Annotated in this window: 16 protein-coding genes; 8 read left to right on the top strand and 8 right to left on the bottom strand. The window is 71.7% G+C overall.

Annotation, left to right across the window (positions count from 1 at the left end; all coding sequences use genetic code 11):
• Nucleotides 1–71 precede the first annotated feature (71 nt).
• A complete protein-coding gene (locus ACH4FX_RS25000) occupies nucleotides 72–1058 on the bottom strand; it encodes an NAD-dependent epimerase/dehydratase family protein (protein ID WP_398482430.1) in 987 nt (328 codons plus the stop codon).
• A 105-nt stretch (nucleotides 1059–1163) separates the two neighbouring features.
• Nucleotides 1164–1988, bottom strand: a complete 825-nt coding sequence (locus ACH4FX_RS24995) for a hypothetical protein (RefSeq protein WP_398482428.1) — start codon at nucleotides 1986–1988, stop codon at nucleotides 1164–1166.
• 229 nt (nucleotides 1989–2217) lie between these two features.
• Here ACH4FX_RS24995 and ACH4FX_RS24990 point away from each other — a divergent pair, with 229 nt between their 5' ends.
• On the top strand, nucleotides 2218–2802 hold the full coding sequence (locus ACH4FX_RS24990; RefSeq protein WP_398482426.1) for a phosphatase PAP2 family protein: 585 nt from the start codon (nucleotides 2218–2220) through the stop codon (nucleotides 2800–2802).
• An 81-nt stretch (nucleotides 2803–2883) separates the two neighbouring features.
• On the opposite strand, the gene ACH4FX_RS24985 is transcribed toward ACH4FX_RS24990, so the two are convergent.
• Nucleotides 2884–3366, bottom strand: coding sequence for a pyridoxamine 5'-phosphate oxidase (locus ACH4FX_RS24985; RefSeq protein WP_398482424.1), 483 nt, complete (start codon nucleotides 3364–3366; stop codon nucleotides 2884–2886).
• A gap of 204 nt (nucleotides 3367–3570) precedes the next feature.
• On the opposite strand from ACH4FX_RS24985, the gene ACH4FX_RS24980 reads away from it, so the two are divergent.
• The 5 genes from ACH4FX_RS24980 to cseC all read left to right on the top strand — a co-directional run bounded on the left by ACH4FX_RS24980 (nucleotide 3571) and on the right by cseC (nucleotide 8352).
• Nucleotides 3571–4518, top strand: coding sequence for an A/G-specific adenine glycosylase (locus ACH4FX_RS24980; protein WP_398482422.1), 948 nt, complete (start codon nucleotides 3571–3573; stop codon nucleotides 4516–4518).
• A gap of 416 nt (nucleotides 4519–4934) precedes the next feature.
• Nucleotides 4935–5486 carry a SigE family RNA polymerase sigma factor gene (locus ACH4FX_RS24975; protein WP_030023568.1) on the top strand — a complete coding sequence of 184 codons (552 nt, stop codon included), beginning with the start codon at nucleotides 4935–4937 and terminating at the stop codon, nucleotides 5484–5486.
• A gap of 230 nt (nucleotides 5487–5716) precedes the next feature.
• Nucleotides 5717–6322, top strand: a complete 606-nt coding sequence (locus ACH4FX_RS24970; protein ID WP_398482420.1) for a hypothetical protein — start codon at nucleotides 5717–5719, stop codon at nucleotides 6320–6322.
• A 9-nt stretch (nucleotides 6323–6331) separates the two neighbouring features.
• Nucleotides 6332–7042, top strand: coding sequence for a two-component system response regulator CseB (gene cseB, locus ACH4FX_RS24965; protein WP_398482418.1), 711 nt, complete (start codon nucleotides 6332–6334; stop codon nucleotides 7040–7042).
• 8 nt (nucleotides 7043–7050) lie between these two features.
• On the top strand, nucleotides 7051–8352 hold the full coding sequence (gene cseC / locus ACH4FX_RS24960) for a two-component system sensor histidine kinase CseC (protein ID WP_398482417.1): 1302 nt from the start codon (nucleotides 7051–7053) through the stop codon (nucleotides 8350–8352).
• Nucleotides 8353–8380: 28 nt separating this feature from the next.
• Here the strand turns inward: cseC and ACH4FX_RS24955 are convergent, their stop codons facing one another.
• From ACH4FX_RS24955 to ACH4FX_RS24945, 3 genes are all read right to left on the bottom strand, one after another.
• Nucleotides 8381–8836: a VOC family protein gene (locus tag ACH4FX_RS24955; protein ID WP_398482415.1), complete on the bottom strand. Its 456-nt coding sequence runs from the start codon at nucleotides 8834–8836 to the stop codon at nucleotides 8381–8383.
• Nucleotides 8837–8885: 49 nt separating this feature from the next.
• Nucleotides 8886–9311, bottom strand: coding sequence for a helix-turn-helix transcriptional regulator (locus ACH4FX_RS24950; RefSeq protein ID WP_398482472.1), 426 nt, complete (start codon nucleotides 9309–9311; stop codon nucleotides 8886–8888).
• A 228-nt stretch (nucleotides 9312–9539) separates the two neighbouring features.
• Nucleotides 9540–11063, bottom strand: coding sequence for an MDR family MFS transporter (locus ACH4FX_RS24945; protein ID WP_398482413.1), 1524 nt, complete (start codon nucleotides 11061–11063; stop codon nucleotides 9540–9542).
• A 225-nt stretch (nucleotides 11064–11288) separates the two neighbouring features.
• On the opposite strand from ACH4FX_RS24945, the gene ACH4FX_RS24940 reads away from it, so the two are divergent.
• Nucleotides 11289–11867: a TetR/AcrR family transcriptional regulator gene (locus ACH4FX_RS24940; protein ID WP_398482411.1), complete on the top strand. Its 579-nt coding sequence runs from the start codon at nucleotides 11289–11291 to the stop codon at nucleotides 11865–11867.
• Between the two features lie 39 nt (nucleotides 11868–11906).
• Here the strand turns inward: ACH4FX_RS24940 and ACH4FX_RS24935 are convergent, their stop codons facing one another.
• Nucleotides 11907–12596 (bottom strand): M23 family metallopeptidase, encoded by a 690-nt coding sequence (locus ACH4FX_RS24935; protein ID WP_398482409.1) that lies wholly within the window; start codon nucleotides 12594–12596, stop codon nucleotides 11907–11909.
• Nucleotides 12597–13206: 610 nt separating this feature from the next.
• Here ACH4FX_RS24935 and ACH4FX_RS24930 point away from each other — a divergent pair.
• Nucleotides 13207–15816, top strand: a complete 2610-nt coding sequence (locus ACH4FX_RS24930; RefSeq protein ID WP_398482407.1) for an NACHT domain-containing protein — start codon at nucleotides 13207–13209, stop codon at nucleotides 15814–15816.
• A 350-nt stretch (nucleotides 15817–16166) separates the two neighbouring features.
• Here the strand turns inward: ACH4FX_RS24930 and ACH4FX_RS24925 are convergent, their stop codons facing one another.
• Nucleotides 16167–18686 carry an ATP-dependent Clp protease ATP-binding subunit gene (locus tag ACH4FX_RS24925; protein ID WP_073760604.1) on the bottom strand — a complete coding sequence of 840 codons (2520 nt, stop codon included), beginning with the start codon at nucleotides 18684–18686 and terminating at the stop codon, nucleotides 16167–16169.
• Between the last annotated feature and the right edge of the window lie 309 nt (nucleotides 18687–18995).

The raw sequence follows: 18995 nt of genomic DNA, 5'->3' as shown, positions 1-18995 counted from the left end.
GCGGCCCGGCGAGCGGTGTCCGCCGGGCCCGGGTCCAGGCGCGCCTTCCCGGGCCTGTCGTCGGCCTTCCGTCAGCCCCGCAGGAACGGTTCCTCGCGCTCCGGCGCCAGGCCGGTCGTCTTCCGGTCCGGGCGCAGGGGCGCCTCGCCGCCGAGTTCCTGGAGCCACGCCCAGGTCCCGGCCACCGTCTCCGCCACCGGCCGGCAGCGCAGCCCCGCCCCGTGGGCCTTGGCGGCGTTGCCGCAGTGGATGGCGTCGTACAGTTCGCCCGGCGGCAGCCAGATGGGCAGCTCCGTCCACGGCGCGATACCGGCCGCGAGGATCTTCTCCGGCTCCGTCCAGCGCAGTTCGGCGTCGGAGCCGGTGACCTCGACGCAGGTCCCCAGCAGTTCGCCCATCGTGGTGTGCCCCGGCTCGCTGATGATGTTGTACGGGCCGGACAGCCCGGCCCCGGCGGCGTACAGGATCCATTCGGCCAGGTCGCGGACGTCGATGTACTGAAGTCCGAGGTCGTGCGGGCCCGGCGCGAGCACCGGGCCGCCGCGGGCGATGCGCGTCAGCCACCACGGCAGCCGGCCGATGTTTTCCCACGGCCCGAGGATCAGTCCGGCGCGGGCCAGCAGCGTGCGGTCCTCGCCGAAGGCGGCCAGCGCGGCCAGTTCGCCGCCGCGCTTGTCCTCGGCGTACGCCACCGCGTCCGCGTCCGGCGAGCCGTCCACCAGCGGGCTCTCCTCGGTGTGCCCGGGGCCGGCCGGGGGCGCGTACACCGATCCGGTGGAGACGTACACGTACCGCCCGGCCCGGCCGGCCAGCAGCCGGGCCGCGTCACGGACCGCGGTCGGCGCCCCCGCCCAGGTGTCCACGACGACGTCCCACGTGCCGTCGGCGAGCGCGCCGAGGGTGGCCGCGTCGGTGCGGTCACCGTGCACGACGGCCGTTCCCGGCGGCGGCGCGTGCCGTCCGCGGTGGAAGACCGTGACCTGCCAGCCGCGGGTCAGCGCCGCGTCGGTGACCGCGCGCCCCACGAATTCCGTTCCGCCCAGCATCAGCAGCTTCATGCGGACGACTGTGCCGGATCTTGCGCGGCCGGGCTACGGCTGCACGCTCACAGCGCAATCGCCGTCGGCGGAACGCGGCCCAACGCCGTTGCCGGACGCGGTGATTCAGTCCTTGGCCAGGACGAACGACGTGCGCACCGCGGCCAGCCCGCCGATCTTGGCCTCGACCAGGTACGTACCGGGTCCGACCGGTTCGGCCTGCGGCGTCGGGCACTCCGAGGTGCTGGGCCTGCGGTCCCACTCCACGGTCCGCGTGACCGAGCCGCCGGCCGGCACCTGGACGGGAGCGCTGCCGCCGCTGCCCGGCGGGCAGTCGCCGGAGGACCAGACCCGCTCGTCGTCGGAGGTCTCGGTGACGGTCAGCGCCGCGTAGCCGCGGCCGAGGTCCACCTTGCAGGCGCTGTCGGCCGTGTTCTCGACCGTGACCTCGAACTTCGGCTTCTCGTCGGGCCCGTAGGTGTTCTTCAGGCTGCGCAGCTTCAACTTCGTGTCGGCGGGCGCGCAGTTCGGGAGCGCGGAGCCGGCCGGTACGGTGACGGCGCCGCCGCCCTCCCCTATGGGCGCGCCGCCGGAGCCCGTGCCGCCGCCGCTGCCGCCCGTGGCGCCGGAACCCCCGGCGCCACCCGAGCCGCCGGCACCGCCCGGGCCGCCGGATCCGGCGGCGGAGCCACCGCCGCTCGACTCGTCGCGGCCGCCCGGCTTCTGACTGATCCCGGAATCCGTCGCGTTGGGGCCGGGGGTGATGGAGGTGGCGGGACCCGGCGCACCCGGGCCCTTGCCCTCGCTGCCGGTCTTCCCGTCGTTGCCGCTCCAGTTGAGGGCCCACACCACCAACAGGACGAGCAGGGCGAGGATGGCCAGCGCAACGGCCCTCCGCCGCCAGTAGATGGAGGAGGGAAGCGGCCCGATCGGATTGCGCAGAGATCCCACGCGGAAACTCTACGAGAGATCAGCTGTCACACCGGCCAGTACCCGCCGCACGAAGCAGCAACTTTTCACATCATCACCACGGAGCCGGTCCGTGGCACCGCCCTGCGCCGTGATCCCTCCGTGACCCGTAGCCGCCCGCGCCCCCGGTGACCACCCCACTTTCGTCAGGTGTGCTCCTGGACGATCGCCGGATGCCGCTTTCCCGTAACAGTCCGTACCGTATGCGTTCATGTACAGCACCGATCTCTATCGCGTCGTCACCGACTTCGCGCACGACACCCCTGGCTGGATGCATTCGCTGGCCGCCGGGGGCACCGAAGGCGGCATCCTGCTGCTCATGGCCCTGGCCGTACTGGGCTGGTGGCGGTCCCGGAAGGGGGAGGAGCGGCTGGTCGCGCTGGCGATCCTGGTACCGATCGGCACCGCGGTCGCGTACCTCGTGAGCGAGATCGTCAAGAGCCTGGTGGACGAGGAGCGGCCCTGCCGGGCCGTGGCCCATGCCGCGGCCTCCATAGTCCAGTGCCCGCCGCAGGGCGACTGGTCCTTCCCCAGCAACCACTCGACGATCGCGGCGGCGCTGGCCGTCGGCATCGTGTTCGCCTGGCGCGCGGCGGCCTGGCTGGTGCTGCCGATCGCGCTGCTGACCGGCTTCTCCCGGGTCTTCGTCGGTGTGCACTACCCCCACGACGTGGTGGCCGGCCTGGCGCTGGGCACCCTGACCGCCACGCTGTGCGTGACGCTGTTCGCCCGGCCGCTGACCGCGCTGGTCGTCCGGCTGGGGGCGGGGCGCTGGAAGATATTGGTGCGGGCGTAGTCCCGCATCCCGTCCTTCGGCGCGGTGGGGCGTCCTCCCGGGGCGCCCCGGCAGGCGCCGCGCCCCCGCCGCACCCGGTGGCTACGGCGCGTGCCACTCCTCCTTGTGCCCGAAGCCGCGCCCGTTGTCGATCAACCGCAGCCAGTCCGGGCGGACTTCCCAAAGTGCGGTACGTTCCAGCGCCGCCGCGAGCCGGTCGTCGGCCGCGACGAAGGGGAAGCGCTCCAGATACGTACGCCACCCGGCCGCGCGGGCCTCGCCCGCCAGCCGGTGGCAGACGCCCCGGCCCTGCACTCCGGTCAGCTCGGTCCACTCCTGTCCGTCGCGCTGGGCCGTGAAGGCGACCCGGGCGCCCGGACCGGTCCCGGCGGCCCGTGCGAAGGCCCGGCCGTGCCGGGTGGACTCGGCGGTGACCAGGACGAGCGAGGGCACCGGGCGTGCCGCGGTGGCGTAGAGCACGGCGCACGCCTGCGGCCCCTCGTCGTCGGTGTAGGCGAGCGTCAGCGTCGTGTGCGCGGCCAGCGCCCGGCGGATCGTGGCCGGACAGTCACGTACGGTGGTCATCGCGGCTCTCCCGCCACTCCGGTCGGCATCCACATCATGTGGACATCCTCATCCCCTGTGTCACGCGGGCCACACACCGGCCCTGTCCCGGCCCGCTGAGCCGGGCCGGTCCGGCCGGGCGTTCCCGCGAGCGGGTGGGCCCATCGTGGCGCGCGCCCGGTGCGTTTCACGGCGGAGCGCCGTCGTGCCAGGATCGGCAGTGCCATGACTTCCACTCCTGCCGCCACCGGCGCCGCAACCGTCACCGCCGCCCCCGAAGCCGCCGAGGGGGCCCGGCTGCACGGCCCCGTCACCGACTGGTTCGACGAGCACGCCCGCGATCTGCCCTGGCGCCGCCCCGAGGCGGGCGCCTGGGGCGTGATGGTGAGCGAGTTCATGTTGCAGCAGACGCCGGTCAGCAGAGTGCTGCCGGTGTACGAACAGTGGCTGGCGCGCTGGCCGCGCCCCGCCGACCTGGCGGCCGAGCCGCCCGGCGAGGCGGTGCGCGCCTGGGGCCGCCTGGGCTACCCGCGCCGCGCGCTGCGTCTGCACGCCGCGGCCTCCGCGATACAGGAGCGCCACGGCGGCGACGTACCGCGCGAGCACGCCCAGCTCCTCGCGCTGCCGGGCGTCGGCGAGTACACGGCCGCGGCCGTGGCCTCCTTTGCGTACGGGCAGCGGCATGCCGTACTGGACACCAATGTCCGCCGGGTGTTCGCGCGCGCCATCGCCGGCCGGCAGTACCCGCCGAACGCCACCACCGCCGCCGAACGCAAGCTGGCCCGCGCGCTGCTGCCGCACGACGAGGAGACCGCCGCCAAGTGGGCCGCCGCCACGATGGAGCTGGGCGCGCTGGTGTGCACCGCGCGCGGCCCTGAGTGTGTGCGCTGCCCGATCTCCGCGCAGTGCGCCTGGCGGCTGGCGGGTTCCCCGGCGCACGACGGGCCGCCGCGCCGTGGCCAGACGTACGCCGGTACGGACCGGCAGGTGCGCGGCAAGCTGCTCGCCGTTCTGCGCGAGGCCGTCGGGCCCGTGCCGCAGGCCGTACTGGACGCGGTGTGGGACGAGCCGGTGCAGCGCGCGCGGGCGCTGGACGGGCTGGTGGCGGACGGCCTGGTCGAGCCGCTGGCCGGTGGCCTGTACCGCCTGCCGACCGGCCGCAGCGCCTCGTGACGGCTCGGTGACGACGCCTGTGCGAAGCGGGCTTTGGCGACGGCCGCGTTGACGGTCGCGCCCGCGGCCACGTTCCGGGTCTCGGCGACGGCCACGTCCACGGCCTCGCTGATGGCCCGTTGACGGCTTCCTTGACGGCTTCGTGACGACCGGAACCGTGCCGCCCGCCCGGCCTGCGGCCCATGGCCCTTCCGGCCGCCCCCGCCGTCCCCCGGGAGGATGACCCGCTCCGGCCCCCGGTCCGCCGGAGGTATGACGCCCGGCCCGCTGTTACACAACCGACGGTTTTCCGTGCACTGCCTGTGGGGCCGACGCACATTACGCCGCAACACCCCCTCCGTAGCGTCTTCCTCGTGCTGGAGATGACCACCAGCGCGGTCAACGTGGGGAATCGCAAGCGGATCGGAGGCGTCGGGATGGCGACCAGCGGCGGCAAGGTACTGGACTTCGAAGAGTACGTGCGTACGCGGCAGGAGGCCCTGCTGCGCAGCGCCCGGCGCCTGGTGCCCGACCCCGTGGACGCCCAGGACCTGCTCCAGACGGCCCTGGTCCGCACCTACGGGCGCTGGGACGGCATCGCCGACAAGTCGCTCGCCGACGCCTACCTCCGCCGGGTCATGATCAACACCCGTACGGAGTGGTGGCGCGCCCGCAAGCTGGAGGAGGTGCCCACCGAGCAGCTCCCGGACGCCAGCGTCGACGACGGCACCGAGCAGCGCGCCGACCGGGCCCTGCTGATGGACATCCTCGGGGTGCTCGCGCCCAAGCAGCGCAGCGTGGTCGTGCTGCGACACTGGGAGCAGATGAGCACCGAGGAGACCGCGGCGGCGCTGGGCATGTCCACCGGTACGGTCAAGAGCACGCTGCACCGGGCCCTGGCCCGGCTGCGCCAGGAACTGGAGAATCGCGACATCGACGCGCGCATGCTGGAGCGCGGCGAACAGGAGCGGGAGCGGTGCGCGGCCTGACCGGCCGCGACACCGGGGGCTTAGCCAGAGGGACTGTGAGCGGGAGCGGTTTGACCAGGAAGAGGCCGGCCGGAGGCGGGACGGCCGCGAGCACGCCGGCCGGCCCCCCGCCGGCCGGCGGCGGCCTGCCCGGGGCCGGACCGCCCCGACGCGTACGGAGCGGAACCGGGCGGACCACCGGCCGGCGGGCCGGAGCCTTCCGCACGACCACCGGAGCGGCCGTCGCATCGATGGCCGCCCTCGCGCTGTTGCTGGCCGGCTGCAACCCGGGCGGCGAGGGCGTACGGACCGAAGGCTCGGCGAGCAGCACCCCGGCGCCCACCGGCCGCTCGGCCCAGGCGCCGTCCCCGTCCCCCTCGGCGTCGGTCGCCTACCAGAAGGTCGACGCGGTGGAGCTGATGAAGCACGACCCGAAGGTCGGCGCGGACGTCAAGAAGTCCCTCGCCAAACCCTGCGCGGCGGACGAGTACCCGGTCGAGGTCACCTACGCCAAGCTCACCGGCGGCTCCTCCCCCGACGTCGTGGTCAACGTGGTGACCTGCGCGGATTCCGTCGGCATCGGCTCGTACGTCTACCGCAGGAGCGGCGACGGCTATGACAATGTCTTCACCGACGAGCAGCCCTCGGTGTACGCGAGCGTCAACAAGGGTGAGCTGGAGGTCTCCAAGCAGACCTATGACACCGGCGACAAGGTGTGCTGTGCTTCCGGCGAGGATGTGATGACCTACCGCTGGACGGGCGGCCGCTTCGTCGAGTACGCCCGGCACCACACCGACTACAGCTCGACCGGGGGCGCGGAGCCCGCGCCCCGGGACAGTACGGCACCGGAGGATTGAGAACACCGCATGGCCGATACCCATGTGCTCTTCGTCGAGGACGACGACGTCATCCGCGAGGCGACCCAGCTCGCCCTGGAACGGGACGGCTTCGTGGTCACCGCCATGCCCGACGGCCTGGCCGGGCTGGAGGCGTTCCGCGCCGACCGGCCCGACATCGCCCTGCTGGACGTGATGGTGCCGGGCCTGGACGGCGTCAGCCTGTGCCGCCGCATCCGTGACGAGTCGACCGTGCCGGTCATCATGCTGTCGGCGCGTGCCGACTCCATCGACGTGGTGCTCGGCCTGGAAGCCGGCGCCGACGACTATGTGACCAAGCCGTTCGACGGCGCCGTGCTGGTGGCCCGGATCCGCGCGGTGCTGCGCCGCTTCGGCCACGCCTCGGGGCCGGACGGCTCGGGCGCCGCCGCGTCGGAGGCCGCCGTACCGGCCGAGGCGGTGCTGCGCTTCGGCGATCTGGAGGTCGACACGGAGGGCATGGAGGTGCGCAAAGGCGGTCAGCCGGTCGCGCTGACGCCCACCGAGATGCGCCTGCTGCTGGAGTTCTCCAACGCGCCCGGCACGGTCCTCTCCCGCGACCGGCTCCTGGAGCGGGTGTGGGACTACGGCTGGGGCGGCGACACCCGCGTCGTCGACGTCCACGTCCAGCGGCTGCGCGGCAAGATCGGCCAGGACCGGATCGAGACCGTCCGCGGCTTCGGTTACAAGCTGAGAGGCTGACTCCTGCGGTGGTCAGGCTCGCCCTGCGTACGGGGCTGAGGTGGAAGCTCAGCGCCGCGATCGCGCTCGTCGGAGCGCTGGTCGCGATCGCGCTGAGCCTCGTCGTGCACAACGCGGCCCGCGGCTCGATGCTGGACAACAGCCGCGACGTGCAGACCGAGCGCCTCAACTTCACGCAGAAGATCTACGAAACCACGCACCAGCTGCGCTTCGGCGCCAAGCTGGACGACCCGGGGCTGCCGAAGGCGCTGCGTGACGAGGTCGCCAAGGGGAAGCGGGCGACCTATCTGGAGGACACCGGCCAGACCACGCCCAAGGTGTGGGCGGCGGCGCCGGTCGCGGGCGGCCGGGTGCTGTCCATCCAGGGCTACTTCCCCGACCGGTTCGCCGTGCTGGACGATCTCGACCAGGCGCTCGTGATCGGGTCGACGGCGGTCGTGGTCGGCGGCTGCGCCCTCGGCGTGCTGATCGGCGGACGGCTGTCCAAGCGGCTGCGCAAGGCCGCGGCGGCGGCCGGCAAGCTGGCCGACGGCGACACCTCCGTACGCATCCGGGACGAGGTCGGCGGGCGTATCCGGGACGAGACGGACGACCTGGCCTGGGCGGTGGACGCGATGTCCGACGCGCTCCAGAAGCGCATCGAGGCGGAGCGCCGGGTGACCGCCGATATCGCCCACGAGCTGCGCACCCCGGTGACCGGGCTGCTCACCGCGGCCGAGCTGCTGCCCCCGGGCCGCCCCTCGGAGCTGGTACGGGACCGGGCGCAGGCGATGCGCACGCTCGTCGAGGACGTGCTGGAGGTGGCGCGGCTGGACGGCTACGCGGAGCGGGCCGAACTCCAGGACGTGGCACTGGGCGAGTTCGTCACCCGGCGGGTGCGGGCGCTGAACCCCGACATCAAGATCGCCATCCTGCGGGACGCGGAGGTCTCCACCGATCCGCGGCGCCTGGAGCGGATTCTGGGCAACCTGATCGCGAACGCGGCCCGGCACGGCAGGCCGCCGATCGAGGTGACCGTCGAGGGGCGCGTCGTGCGCGTGCGCGACCACGGCACGGGCTTCCCGGAGGCGCTGCTGCGCGAGGGCCCGAGCCGGTTCCGCACCGGCAGCAGCGACCGGGCCGGGCGCGGCCACGGGCTCGGCCTGACCATCGCGGCGGGCCAGGCCCGGGTGCTGGGCGCCCGGCTGACCTTCCGCAACGCGGACGAGCTGACGGACGGCTCGACCGGCGCGGTGTCGGTGCTGTGGCTGCCGGAGAACGCGCCGACGAACACGGGCAGCTTCCCGGTCATCCAGCTGCCGGACCGGTGACCGGCGGCGGCCGGCCCGGCCCCGGTGCCTACTCCACGCAGTCCCCCCAGCCCTTGCTCATGTCGAGCTGTTCGCTGGGCTGGGTCAGCGAGAACCAGTTGCCGGAGTCGTCGCGGAAGATCGCCTCGGTGCCGTACGGGCGCTCCTGCGGCTCCTGGAGGAACTCCACGCCCTTGGCCTTCAGCGCCGCGTAGTCGGCCTTGACGTCGTCCGTCCTGAGCACCCCGGCGCCCATCAGCCCCTTGCTCACCAGCTGCTTCAGCATCTCGCCGGCCTCCGGGTCCATCCCGGGCGGGCCGGGGACCATGAGCGTCAGCTCCACCTCCGGCTGGTCCTTGGCGCCGACGGTCAGCCAGCGCATGCCGTCCTCGCCGCCCATCCGCATGTCCGTGCGGACCTCCAGCCCGAGCTTTTCCGTGTAGAACTCCTTCGCCCGGTCCTGGTCGAGGACCCACACGGTGGTGATGGCCAAACCCTTGATCATGATGTGCCTCTCGGTACTCGTACGCGGGGTGCCCCGCGTGGCCTTCGCTTCACCGTAGGCAGCCCGGCGGCTCCCCGGCTTCTCCGGAATTGCGGTCGGCGGAACCCGGCCCGTCCCGCCTCTCGAAGGACTTGAAGCCGCCGGACCACAGCAGCGCGTAGCAGCCCGGTATCAGCCCGGCGCCCCGCCCCACGTGCCGCTGCCGGTACTCGCTCGGGGTCAGGCCGGTCTGCTTCTTGAACCGCGCGGAGAAGGTGCCCAGGCTGCCGAAGCCGACCAGCCAGCAGATCTCCGTGACCGAGAGATCGGCCGTACGCAGCAGTTCCTCGGCGCGCTCGATCCGGCGGCGGCTCAGGTACTGGCCGGGGGTCAGCCCGTACACCTGCTTGAAGGCGCGGATGAAGTGGAAGCGGGAGTAGCCGGCGTGCGCCGCCACCGCGTCCAGGTCCAGCGGCGCGGCCCAGTCGCGGTCCATCGCGTCCTTCGCCAGCCGCAGCCGGCGGAGCCGGGCGAGGGGCACCGGGACGGCGGCGCCGCCCGCCGCGCGCCCGTCCGCCCGCTCGTCCCCCACCCCGTTGCCGTCCACATTCCGATGCTGGCACGCACCACTGACAACGGCCCGGCGGCGGCCCCGGCCCCGGACACGCCAGTGGCCCCCGGCGCGCACACCGGGGGCCACTGGCCAGGGAAAATCAGGGCCGGATCAGACGGGCTCCGCCACCGCGGCCTGGGCCGGGGCGCCGCCGTCCGCCTTGTCGGCCGGCTGGGCGGGGCCGCCGCGCAGCGGCACCTCCTTGAGGAACCACGCCGCGAGGAACCCGATCACGCTGATCGCCGCGCCCCACAGGAAGACCTGGTGGGTGCCGCCGGAGACCGCGTGCATGTACGCGTCCTTGACCGCGGCCGGAAGCTTCTCCATGGCCTTCAGGTCCATCTGGCCACCGCCCGCGGTCGCCTTGGCGCCCGCGGCGCCGAGCCGCTCCTTCATGACGTCCTGCACCTGGTTGTTGAAGATCGCCCCGAAGATCGCGACGCCGAAGGAGCCGCCGATCGTACGGAAGAGGGTGGCGGACGAGGAGCCGACGCCCATGTCCTTCATCTCGACGCTGTTCTGCGCGATCAGCATCGTGGTCTGCATCAGGAAGCCCATGCCGGCGCCCAGCACCGCCATGTACAGACCCGAGGTGAAGCGGGTGGTGCCGGTGTCCATCAGGGACAGCAGCGCCAGCCCGGCGGTGATCAGCGCGCCGCCGCCCACCACGAAGATCTTGTACTTGCCGGTCGTGGTGGTGACCCGGCCCGCGACCAGCGAGACGGCCATCATCGCGAGCAGCATCGGCAGGAGCAGCAGGCCCGAGTTGGTGGCCGAGGCGCCCTGCACGGTCTGCTGGAACAGCGGCAGGAAGGTCATCGACCCGAACATCACGAAGCCGACCAGGAAGCCGATGACCGTGACGAGGCTGAAGTTGCGGTTGCCGAAGATGTGCAGCGGCAGCACCGGCTCGCGGACCTTGGTCTCGGTGAGGACGAAGGCGAGCAGGGCCACCACGCCGATCACACCGAGGCCGATGATCTGGCCCGACATCCAGTCGTACTCGGTGCCGCCCCAGGTGGTGATCAGGACCAGCGCGGTGATGCCGATGGTGAGCAGTACGGCACCCACGTAGTCGATGCGCGCCTGTGTCCGCTTCTTCGGCAGGTGCAGCACGGCGGTCACCATGACCAGGGCGATCGCGCCCAGCGGCAGGTTGATGTAGAAGCTCCAGCGCCAGCCGAGGTGGTCGGTGATGGTGCCGCCGACCAGCGGCCCGCCGATCATCGCGACGGCCATGACGCCGGCCATCATGCCCTGGTACTTGCCGCGCTCACGCGGCGGGATCAGGTCGCCGATGATCGCCATGACGCCGACCATCAGACCGCCCGCGCCCAGACCCTGTACGGCGCGGAAGCCGATCAGCTGGCCCATGTCCTGGGCCATGCCGGACAGCGCGGAGCCGATCAGGAAGAGCACGATGGACGACAGGAAGACGCCCTTGCGGCCGTACAGGTCGCCCAGCTTGCCCCAGATCGGGGTGGAGGCGGCGGTCGCGAGCGTGTACGCGGTCACCACCCAGGACAGGTGGCTCAGCCCGCCCAGTTCGCCCACGATGGTGGGCATGGCGGTGCCCACGATCATGTTGTCCAGCATCGCGAGCAGCATCGCGATCATCAGTGCGAACAGCACCACACGGACGCTGGCCGGCTGCTTGCCACCGGCTTCCGCCGGTTTCGGTATTTCCCCCGTTGGGGTCGCTTTCGTCTGCGACATCCCCATTTTTGCTTCTCCCACTTACTTGCCGCCCGGCTAGTTCAGTACAGTGAAGAAGGTAAACACCGCACTAGCCGGGCGTCAAGTAAGTTATGGCGTGACCCTTGGCCACGGCCCGGACGATCGACGCAGGAGAACAGCAGCATGGGCACACCGCACGCGCGCAGGGGCAACACCCGCCAGCGCATCCAGGACGTCGCCCTGGAGCTGTTCGCCGAGCAGGGGTACGAGAAGACCTCGCTGCGCGAGATCGCCGAGCGGCTCGACGTCACCAAGGCGGCGCTCTACTACCACTTCAAGACCAAGGAAGACATCGTCATCGGTCTCTTCCAGGACCTGGCCCGGCCGATCGACGAACTGATCGAGTGGGCCGGCGCGCAGCCGCGCACCCTGGAGACCAAGCAGGAGATCCTGCGCCGCTACAGCGAGGCGCTGCGCTCCGCCGAGCCCCTCTTCCGCTTCATGCAGGAGAACCAGGCGGCCGTACGGGACCTGAGCATCGGGGAGACCTTCAAGCAGCGGATGGTCCGGCTCACCGGCCTGCTCAGGGAGCCGGAGGCGGAGCTGACGGACCAGGTGCGCTGCATCACCGCGATCTTCTCGATGCACGCGGGCCTGTTCGCGATGCAGACACTCGAAGGCGACCCCGAGGACAAGCGCAAGGCCATCCTGGAGGTCGCCACCGAACTGATCACCGCGGCCCAGCCGGGAAGCCGCGACTGAGCCCCCGCCGTACGGGGCCCCGTCTGTCCGACGAGGGGATCACACGCCGTCGCCGTGGGCCTTCAGGAAGGCGGTCGGCTCGACACCGGAGCCGTAGTTCGGGCCGGTGCGGACCTCGAAGTGCAGGTGCGGGCCGGTCGAGTTGCCGGTGCTGCCGGACTTCGCGATCTCCTGGCCGGTCTCCACGGTCTGGCCCGGCCTGACCTCGGTGCTCGTCAGGTGGGCGTACTGGGTGTACGTACCGCTGTCGTGCTTGATCACGATGGCGTTGCCGTACGCGGGACCGTCGCCGCCGCCGTTCGGGCCGGCCTTGACCACGGTGCCCCCGTGGACGGCGTGCACGGCGGTGCCGCTCGGCACGACGAAGTCCTGGCCGCTGTGGTTGTGGGCCCAGTGCTTGCCCGCCAGGCCGAAGCTCATGCCCATCTTGTAGTCGTCCACCGGCTTGACCCAGGAGCGGGCCTTCTCCTCGGCCGCCTTCCGGGCCTTCTCGGCCGCCTGCTTCTCCGCCTCGGCGGCCTTCTGCTGGGCGTCGGCCTGCGCGCTCACCGAGGAGCGGATGTCGGACGTGAGCCCGGTCAGCGCGATCGACTGCGGATCGCCGCCGGCCGCCATCGCCACCCCGGCGCCCATGGCGACGGAGACGCCCAGGCCCGCCACGAGCACGGAGGTGCGGTTACGGAGAACGGACTTCGTCGTCAGGCGGTGCAGGGGGTGGTGCTTCGACATGCGGGAACTACCTCCGAAAAAAGACGGGGTCCCGGCCGTCGACCGGGATCGCCCTACCTTGGTAACCCGAATCCGACATGCTGCCAATACCCCCTTCTACTACCCCAACCCGTATTAAAAGCCGGGGAAATAAACGCCCGGAACTACCCTCCGACCCAGGGCTCAAACCCGGCGGCGCATTCCTTCTTCCGGCCCCTGGGCGCCCCGGCTGCACAGCCTCTGACCTGCATATTTCCCCGACTGAACCGGGCCGCCCGACACCCGGGCCGCCCTCCGCCCCCACCGCTCCGGTCACCGCCGCCACAACAGTCCGCCGCACCGCGGAAAGCGTCCGCTATTCCACGTAGTAGGCCGCAGAGGCCCTGTGCGGCATGTCACCGCGCCCCGCGTTCTCCCGGCTTCGCAGCGGGCCTTTCGCAATGTCGGCGGCGGGCCTTTCGGAATGCCCGTATCGGGACCAAAGGCCCCCGCGGCACTCCCGTACACCCCGCCCGCCCGCGCAGCATCACCCGGCCGGGAGACACCCGGGGAAGCTCCCTCTCCTCTACGCTGGAAGTCCGGCAGCGCCCCGGCCCGGCCCGGCGCTGCACAGGTGATGGGGGATCACCGCATGGATCCGATGATCATCGCGGCCCGGCTCGCACCGAAAGTCGTCGGCCCACTCCTCAAAAAGCTCTTCGTCCGGCCAGGACCGGGCGCCTTCCTGGTGAGCAAGCCCTTACGGATCGCCCGCCTGGTCTCCTTCCGGGGCGAGCGGCGCACCCTCCAGGAGCGCGATGTGCGGCGGATCGCCGCGCAGCTCGTCGACCGGGCCGTGACACCGCCGCCCGGCGCCACCGGCGCACAGCGCGAGCGGCCGGTCTCTTCCGACGAGGCCGAGGCCGTGGCGGACGCCCTCGGCCGTACGCTCTGGGCGCTCGGCGACATCGACATGGAGCTCGCGCAGGACGCCGGGCTGGACGCCGCCGAACTGGCCCGCCGGCTGATCCGGGCCGCCCCGGACGCCACCCGTCACCTGACCGGCGACGCCACGGAACTGCACGGCATCCTCGTGGAGACCGCGTCGCGGCACATCCTGAACCACCTCACCCAGCTGACCGGCTTCACCGCCCGCACCGCCGTCGAGAACCGCCGCACCCTCCACCGCCTCGACGACACCGTCAGCGCGCTGGCCGCCCGGCTGCCGTCCCGCTCCGCCGAGGACGCCGCCTTCGAGACGCAGTACGCCCACGACACCGCCGTCCTCCACAGCCACCTCACGATCTTCGGCCTCGATCTCGTCCACTCCCCCGACAGCTGGCCGCTGGACGCCGCCTACCTGGGCCTGCGCTGCGAGCCGGAACCGCCCGTCACGGACGGCGGCCCCCCGGAGCCGGCCGTCCCCGCCGAACTCGCCCTGTCCGGCCGGTGCCGGATCCTCGTCCGGGGCGTGGCCGGCTCCGGCAAGACCACCCTGCTCCAGTGGCTGACCGTCGCCACCGCCCGCGGCGAGCTGCCCCCGGCACTGCGCCACGCCCTGTACGGCCGCGTCCCGTTCCTGCTCCCGGTGCGCCGCTTCGCCCGCCACGGCCTGCCCACCCCCGGCGCCTTCCTGACGGCCGTCGGCTATCCCGGCGCCGACGCGCAGCCGCCCGGCTGGGCCGACCGCGTCCTGCGGGCCGGGCGGGCCCTGATGCTGATCGACGGCGTGGACGAGGCCCCCGAGGGGGAACGCGAGAAACTGCGCCACCGGCTCCGCGACTGGACCGCCCTGTATCCGGGCAACGTCTGGATCGTCACCTCCCGCCCCTCCGCCGTCCGCACGGACTGGCTGACGGCCGACGGCTTCACCGAACTGTCGCTCGCCCCGATGAGCCGCGAGGACATCGCCGCGTTCATCCAGCGCTGGCACCGTGCCGCGGCCCAGCAGGCGCCGGAGGACCTGGACCGCCTCCCGCAGTACGAACGGACCCTGCTCAACGCCGTACGCATCACCCGCGACCTGGGCCGGCTCGCCACCAACCCGCTGATGTGCGGCATGCTCTGCGCCCTGCACCGCGACCGCCGCGGCTACCTGCCCAACGGCCGCAAGGAGCTGTACGAGGCCGCCCTGTCCATGCTGCTGGAGCGGCGGGACCGGGAGCGGGCCATGGGCACCACGGACGGCATCGACCTGCCGCGCCAGCCCAAGATCCAGCTGCTGCAGAAGCTGGCCCACTGGATGCTCGTCAACGGGCGCTCCGAGATGGACCGCGAGGTCGCCGTCGACACGCTCGCGCAGCATCTGCCGGCCATCCCCGACGCCGCGCGCCAGGGCGGCCCCGAGGAGATATACCGCCACCTGCTGAACCGGACCGGTCTGCTGCGCGAACCGGCCCCCGGCACGGTCGACTTCGTACACCGCACCTTCCAGGACTTCCTGGCCGCCCGCGCCACCGTGCAACGCCACGACTTCGGGCTGCTCCTGAACCACGCCCACCTCAGCGAGTGGGAGGACGTCATCAGGATGGCCGTCGCCCTCGCCCGCCCCGACGAGTGCGCCGCGCTGCTGAACGGGCTGCTCGCCCCGCGCCCCCGCATCCGGGCCGCGGAGGCCCGGCACCGCAAGCTGCTCGCCGCGGCCTGTGTGGAGCACGCCACCGAGCTGGACCCCGAAGTGCGCCACCGGGTACGGCGCTTCACCCGCGACATGGTCCGCCCCAGCACCGCCGCCGGTGCCCGCGCGCTGGGCTGGATCGGCCCGATCGTCCTGGAGATGCTGCCGGAGCCGGCCGAGGTCTCGGACGGCGAGGCATACCTGCTCGCGGTCACCGCCACGTCCATCGCCGACGACATGGCGATCGACTACCTGACCGGGCTGCGCAAGCGCGCCCACCACGACGTACGGGCACAGCTGGCGGGCGCCTGGCGGCGGTACGACACCGCCCGCTACGCCCGCGAGATCATCGCCCACCTCGACCCGGACGGGCTGTACTTCCCGGTGTCGGACGTCGAGGAGCTGGAGATGCTGCGCCGCCTCGGGGGCCGGCCGCTGATCCAGATCGCCGGGCGGTTCACCGCGGCCGAGCTGACCGGCGGCATCGCGCCGGCGGACGGCCTGACCGGGCTGTGGCTGGCGTACGACCTCGGGATCTCCCTGGAGTGGCTGGCCGCGTTCCCCCGCCTGGAAGTGCTGCTGGTCGGCGGCAAGCTGCCGCGGGTCACCGGCGTACCGGACGGGATCCGCGTCATTGAGCTGTGATATCGCGGTCCTATAGGGCCGCCCGCCTGCATTGTCGGGAGTTGCCCGGCAGTGGCGCCTTGCGTTTCCGGGGTACGGAATAGTTCCTTCCGGTTTTATGCCGGGCGTCGGCGGAGCAATCCGGAATGGCGTTTGTCTTTTGGCTCCCGGCAATAGCCGGGCCGCTCCCGCACCGGCCGGGAAGGCCGGGTTCCGGCGGTTACGGATATGCCCCGCGCCCGTCGGCGGAAATACGCTTCCACCCGGGCCCGGCACCCGCCCCGCACACGACAGCGCCGCGGCCCGGAACCTGGAGCAGGTTCCGGGCCGCGGCGTTCGCCGTAGCGGTCAGGCGCCGGGCGCCCGGGCCGTCACGCGTCCTTCGACAGGTCCGGGCCGCCGGCCGCGGACTCGACGGGCGGGGCGTCGGGCAGCGCCGACTTCTCCTCGCCGCGGAAGGTGAACTTGGCGTTCTCTCCTTCGCCCTCGATGTCGACGACCACGATGTGCCCGGAGCGCAGCTCGCTGAAGAGGATCTTCTCCGAGAGGGCGTCCTCGATCTCGCGCTGGATGGTCCGGCGCAGCGGGCGGGCGCCCAGCACCGGGTCGTAGCCGCGCTTGGCGAGCAGCTTCTTGGCCTCACCGCTGAGCTCGATGCCCATGTCGCGGTCCTTGAGGCGCTCGTCCACCTTGGCGATCATGAGGTCGACGATCTGGATGATGTCTTCCTCGGTGAGCTGGTGGAAGACGACCGTGTCGTCCACACGGTTGAGGAACTCGGGCCGGAAGTGCTGCTTGAGCTCTTCGTTGACCTTGTTCTTCATCCGCTCGTAGCTGCTCTTGGTGTCGCCCTGGGCGGCGAAGCCCAGGTTGAAGCCCTTGGAGATGTCCCGGGTCCCGAGGTTGGTCGTCATGATGATGACCGTGTTCTTGAAGTCCACCACCCGGCCCTGGGAGTCGGTCAGGCGACCGTCCTCCAGGATCTGCAGCAGGGAGTTGAAGATGTCGGGGTGGGCCTTCTCCACCTCGTCGAACAGCACGACCGAGAACGGCTTGCGGCGCACCTTCTCGGTGAGCTGGCCGCCCTCTTCGTAGCCGACGTAGCCGGGAGGCGAACCGAAGAGCCGGGAGACCGTGTGCTTCTCGCTGAACTCCGACATGTCGAGGGAGATCATCGCGTCCTCGTCGCCGAAGAGGAACTCGGCGAGCGTCTTGGACAGCTCGGTCTTACCGACACCGGACGGACCGGCGAAGATGAACGAGCCACCGGGGCGCTTGGGGTCCTTCAGACCGGCCCGGGTACGGCGGATGGCCTGCGAGAGCGCCTTGATGGCGTCCTTCTGGCCGATGACGCGCTTGTGGAGCTCGTCCTCCATCCGCAGCAGCCGCGAGGACTCCTCCTCGGTGAGCTTGAAGACCGGGATGCCGGTGGCCGTGGCCAGGACCTCGGCGATCAGCTCGCCGTCGACCTCGGCGACGACGTCCATGTCGCCGGCCTTCCACTCCTTCTCCCGCTTCGCCTTGGCGGCCAGGAGCTGCTTCTCCTTGTCGCGCAGGCCCGCGGCCATCTCGAAGTCCTGCGAGTCGATCGCGGACTCCTTCTCCCGGCGCACGTCGGCGATCTTCTCGTCGAACTCGCGGAGGTCCGGCGGCGCGGTCATCCGGCGGATGCGCATCCGGGAACCGGCCTCGTCGATCAGGTCGATCGCCTTGTCCGGCAGGAAGCGGTCGGAGATGTAGCGGTCGGCCAGCTGAGCGGCCTGGACCAGCGCCTCGTCCGTGATGGAGACGCGGTGGTGCGCCTCGTAACGGTCGCGCAGACCCTTGAGGATCTCGATCGTGTGCGGCAGCGACGGCTCCGCGACCTGGATGGGCTGGAAGCGGCGCTCCAGGGCCGCGTCCTTCTCCAGGTACTTGCGGTACTCGTCGAGCGTGGTCGCACCGATGGTCTGCAGCTCGCCCCGCGCCAGCATCGGCTTGAGGATGCTCGCGGCGTCGATCGCGCCCTCGGCGGCGCCCGCACCCACCAGGGTGTGGAGCTCGTCGATGAACAGGATGATGTCGCCGCGGGTGCGGATCTCCTTGAGCACCTTCTTCAGGCGCTCCTCGAAGTCACCGCGGTAGCGGGAGCCGGCGACCAGGGCGCCCAGGTCCAGGGTGTAGAGGTGCTTGTCCTTGAGGGTCTCGGGCACCTCGCCCTTGACGATGGCCTGGGCCAGGCCCTCGACGACCGCCGTCTTGCCGACGCCGGGCTCGCCGATGAGGACCGGGTTGTTCTTGGTACGGCGGGACAGCACCTGCATGACCCGCTCGATCTCCTTCTCGCGCCCGATGACCGGGTCGAGCTTGGTCTCGCGGGCGGCCTGCGTCAGGTTGCGGCCGAACTGGTCCAGGACCAGCGAGGTCGAGGGCGTGCCCTCGGCCGGGCCGCCGGCGGTGGCGGCCTCCTTGCCCTGGTAGCCGGAGAGCAGCTGGATGACCTGCTGCCGCACCCGGTTCAGATCGGCGCCGAGCTTCACGAGGACCTGGGCGGCGACGCCCTCGCCCTCGCGGATCAGGCCGAGCAGGATGTGCTCCGTACCGATGTAATTGTGGCCGAGCTGAAGGGCCTCGCGGAGCGACAGCTCCAGGACCTTCTTCGCACGGGGGGTGAAGGGGATGTGGCCGGACGGGGCCTGCTGCCCCTGGCCGATGATCTCCTCCACCTGCTGGCGGACCGCCTCGAGCGAAATCCCGAGGCTCTCCAGGGCCTTAGCGGCGACACCCTCACCCTCGTGGATCAGGCCCAGGAGGATGTGCTCGGTGCCGATGTAGTTGTGGTTGAGCATCCGGGCTTCTTCCTGAGCCAGGACGACAACCCGCCGCGCACGGTCGGTGAACCTCTCGAACATCGTTAATCGCTCCTCAGAGCGGTCAGGCAGTTAGGGGTCGGTCCCCTCCCTGTCCTTCCGCATGCTAGTCCCGTGGGACGGGACAGCTCATTCCAACTGCCGACATCCGTCCGGATCACCCCCGCGTCGGCGGGGAAATCTGCTGCCGAACAGCCGACATCTGCTCCAACCCGATGGTGCGAGACGATGTTCCCGCAGGCCAGGCATATACGCCCCGGGCCAGTACGCCCGTGGCGAACGCACCCTTCACCGACACGCCCGCCCGGAGGCCGCCGCCGCTCCGGAAAAGGCGCTGCGCACGCCGCTGCA

It is taken from the genome of Streptomyces sp. NPDC018019 (genome assembly GCF_044327805.1).
GTDB lineage: Bacteria > Actinomycetota > Actinomycetes > Streptomycetales > Streptomycetaceae > Streptomyces.
Note: the sequence above shows the minus strand (reverse complement) of the source record. Positions and strands in the feature narration are given on the sequence as shown.

Bases quoted from the DNA above. Each gene is read 5' to 3' on its own strand.
- cseB (WP_398482418.1), top strand. From the start codon at position 6,332: ATGGCCGATACCCATGTGCTCTTCGTCGAGGACGACGACGTCATCCGC.
- ACH4FX_RS24955 (WP_398482415.1), bottom strand. From the start codon at position 8,836: ATGATCAAGGGTTTGGCCATCACCACCGTGTGGGTCCTCGACCAGGAC.
- ACH4FX_RS24935 (WP_398482409.1), bottom strand. From the start codon at position 12,596: ATGTCGAAGCACCACCCCCTGCACCGCCTGACGACGAAGTCCGTTCTC.
- ACH4FX_RS24930 (WP_398482407.1), top strand. From the start codon at position 13,207: ATGGATCCGATGATCATCGCGGCCCGGCTCGCACCGAAAGTCGTCGGC.
- ACH4FX_RS24980 (WP_398482422.1), top strand. From the start codon at position 3,571: ATGACTTCCACTCCTGCCGCCACCGGCGCCGCAACCGTCACCGCCGCC.
- ACH4FX_RS24975 (WP_030023568.1), top strand. From the start codon at position 4,935: ATGGCGACCAGCGGCGGCAAGGTACTGGACTTCGAAGAGTACGTGCGT.
- ACH4FX_RS24970 (WP_398482420.1), top strand. From the start codon at position 5,717: ATGGCCGCCCTCGCGCTGTTGCTGGCCGGCTGCAACCCGGGCGGCGAG.
- ACH4FX_RS24925 (WP_073760604.1), bottom strand. From the start codon at position 18,686: ATGTTCGAGAGGTTCACCGACCGTGCGCGGCGGGTTGTCGTCCTGGCT.
- ACH4FX_RS25000 (WP_398482430.1), bottom strand. From the start codon at position 1,058: ATGAAGCTGCTGATGCTGGGCGGAACGGAATTCGTGGGGCGCGCGGTC.
- ACH4FX_RS24950 (WP_398482472.1), bottom strand. From the start codon at position 9,311: ATGGACCGCGACTGGGCCGCGCCGCTGGACCTGGACGCGGTGGCGGCG.
- ACH4FX_RS24990 (WP_398482426.1), top strand. From the start codon at position 2,218: ATGTACAGCACCGATCTCTATCGCGTCGTCACCGACTTCGCGCACGAC.
- ACH4FX_RS24940 (WP_398482411.1), top strand. From the start codon at position 11,289: ATGGGCACACCGCACGCGCGCAGGGGCAACACCCGCCAGCGCATCCAG.
- ACH4FX_RS24985 (WP_398482424.1), bottom strand. From the start codon at position 3,366: ATGACCACCGTACGTGACTGTCCGGCCACGATCCGCCGGGCGCTGGCC.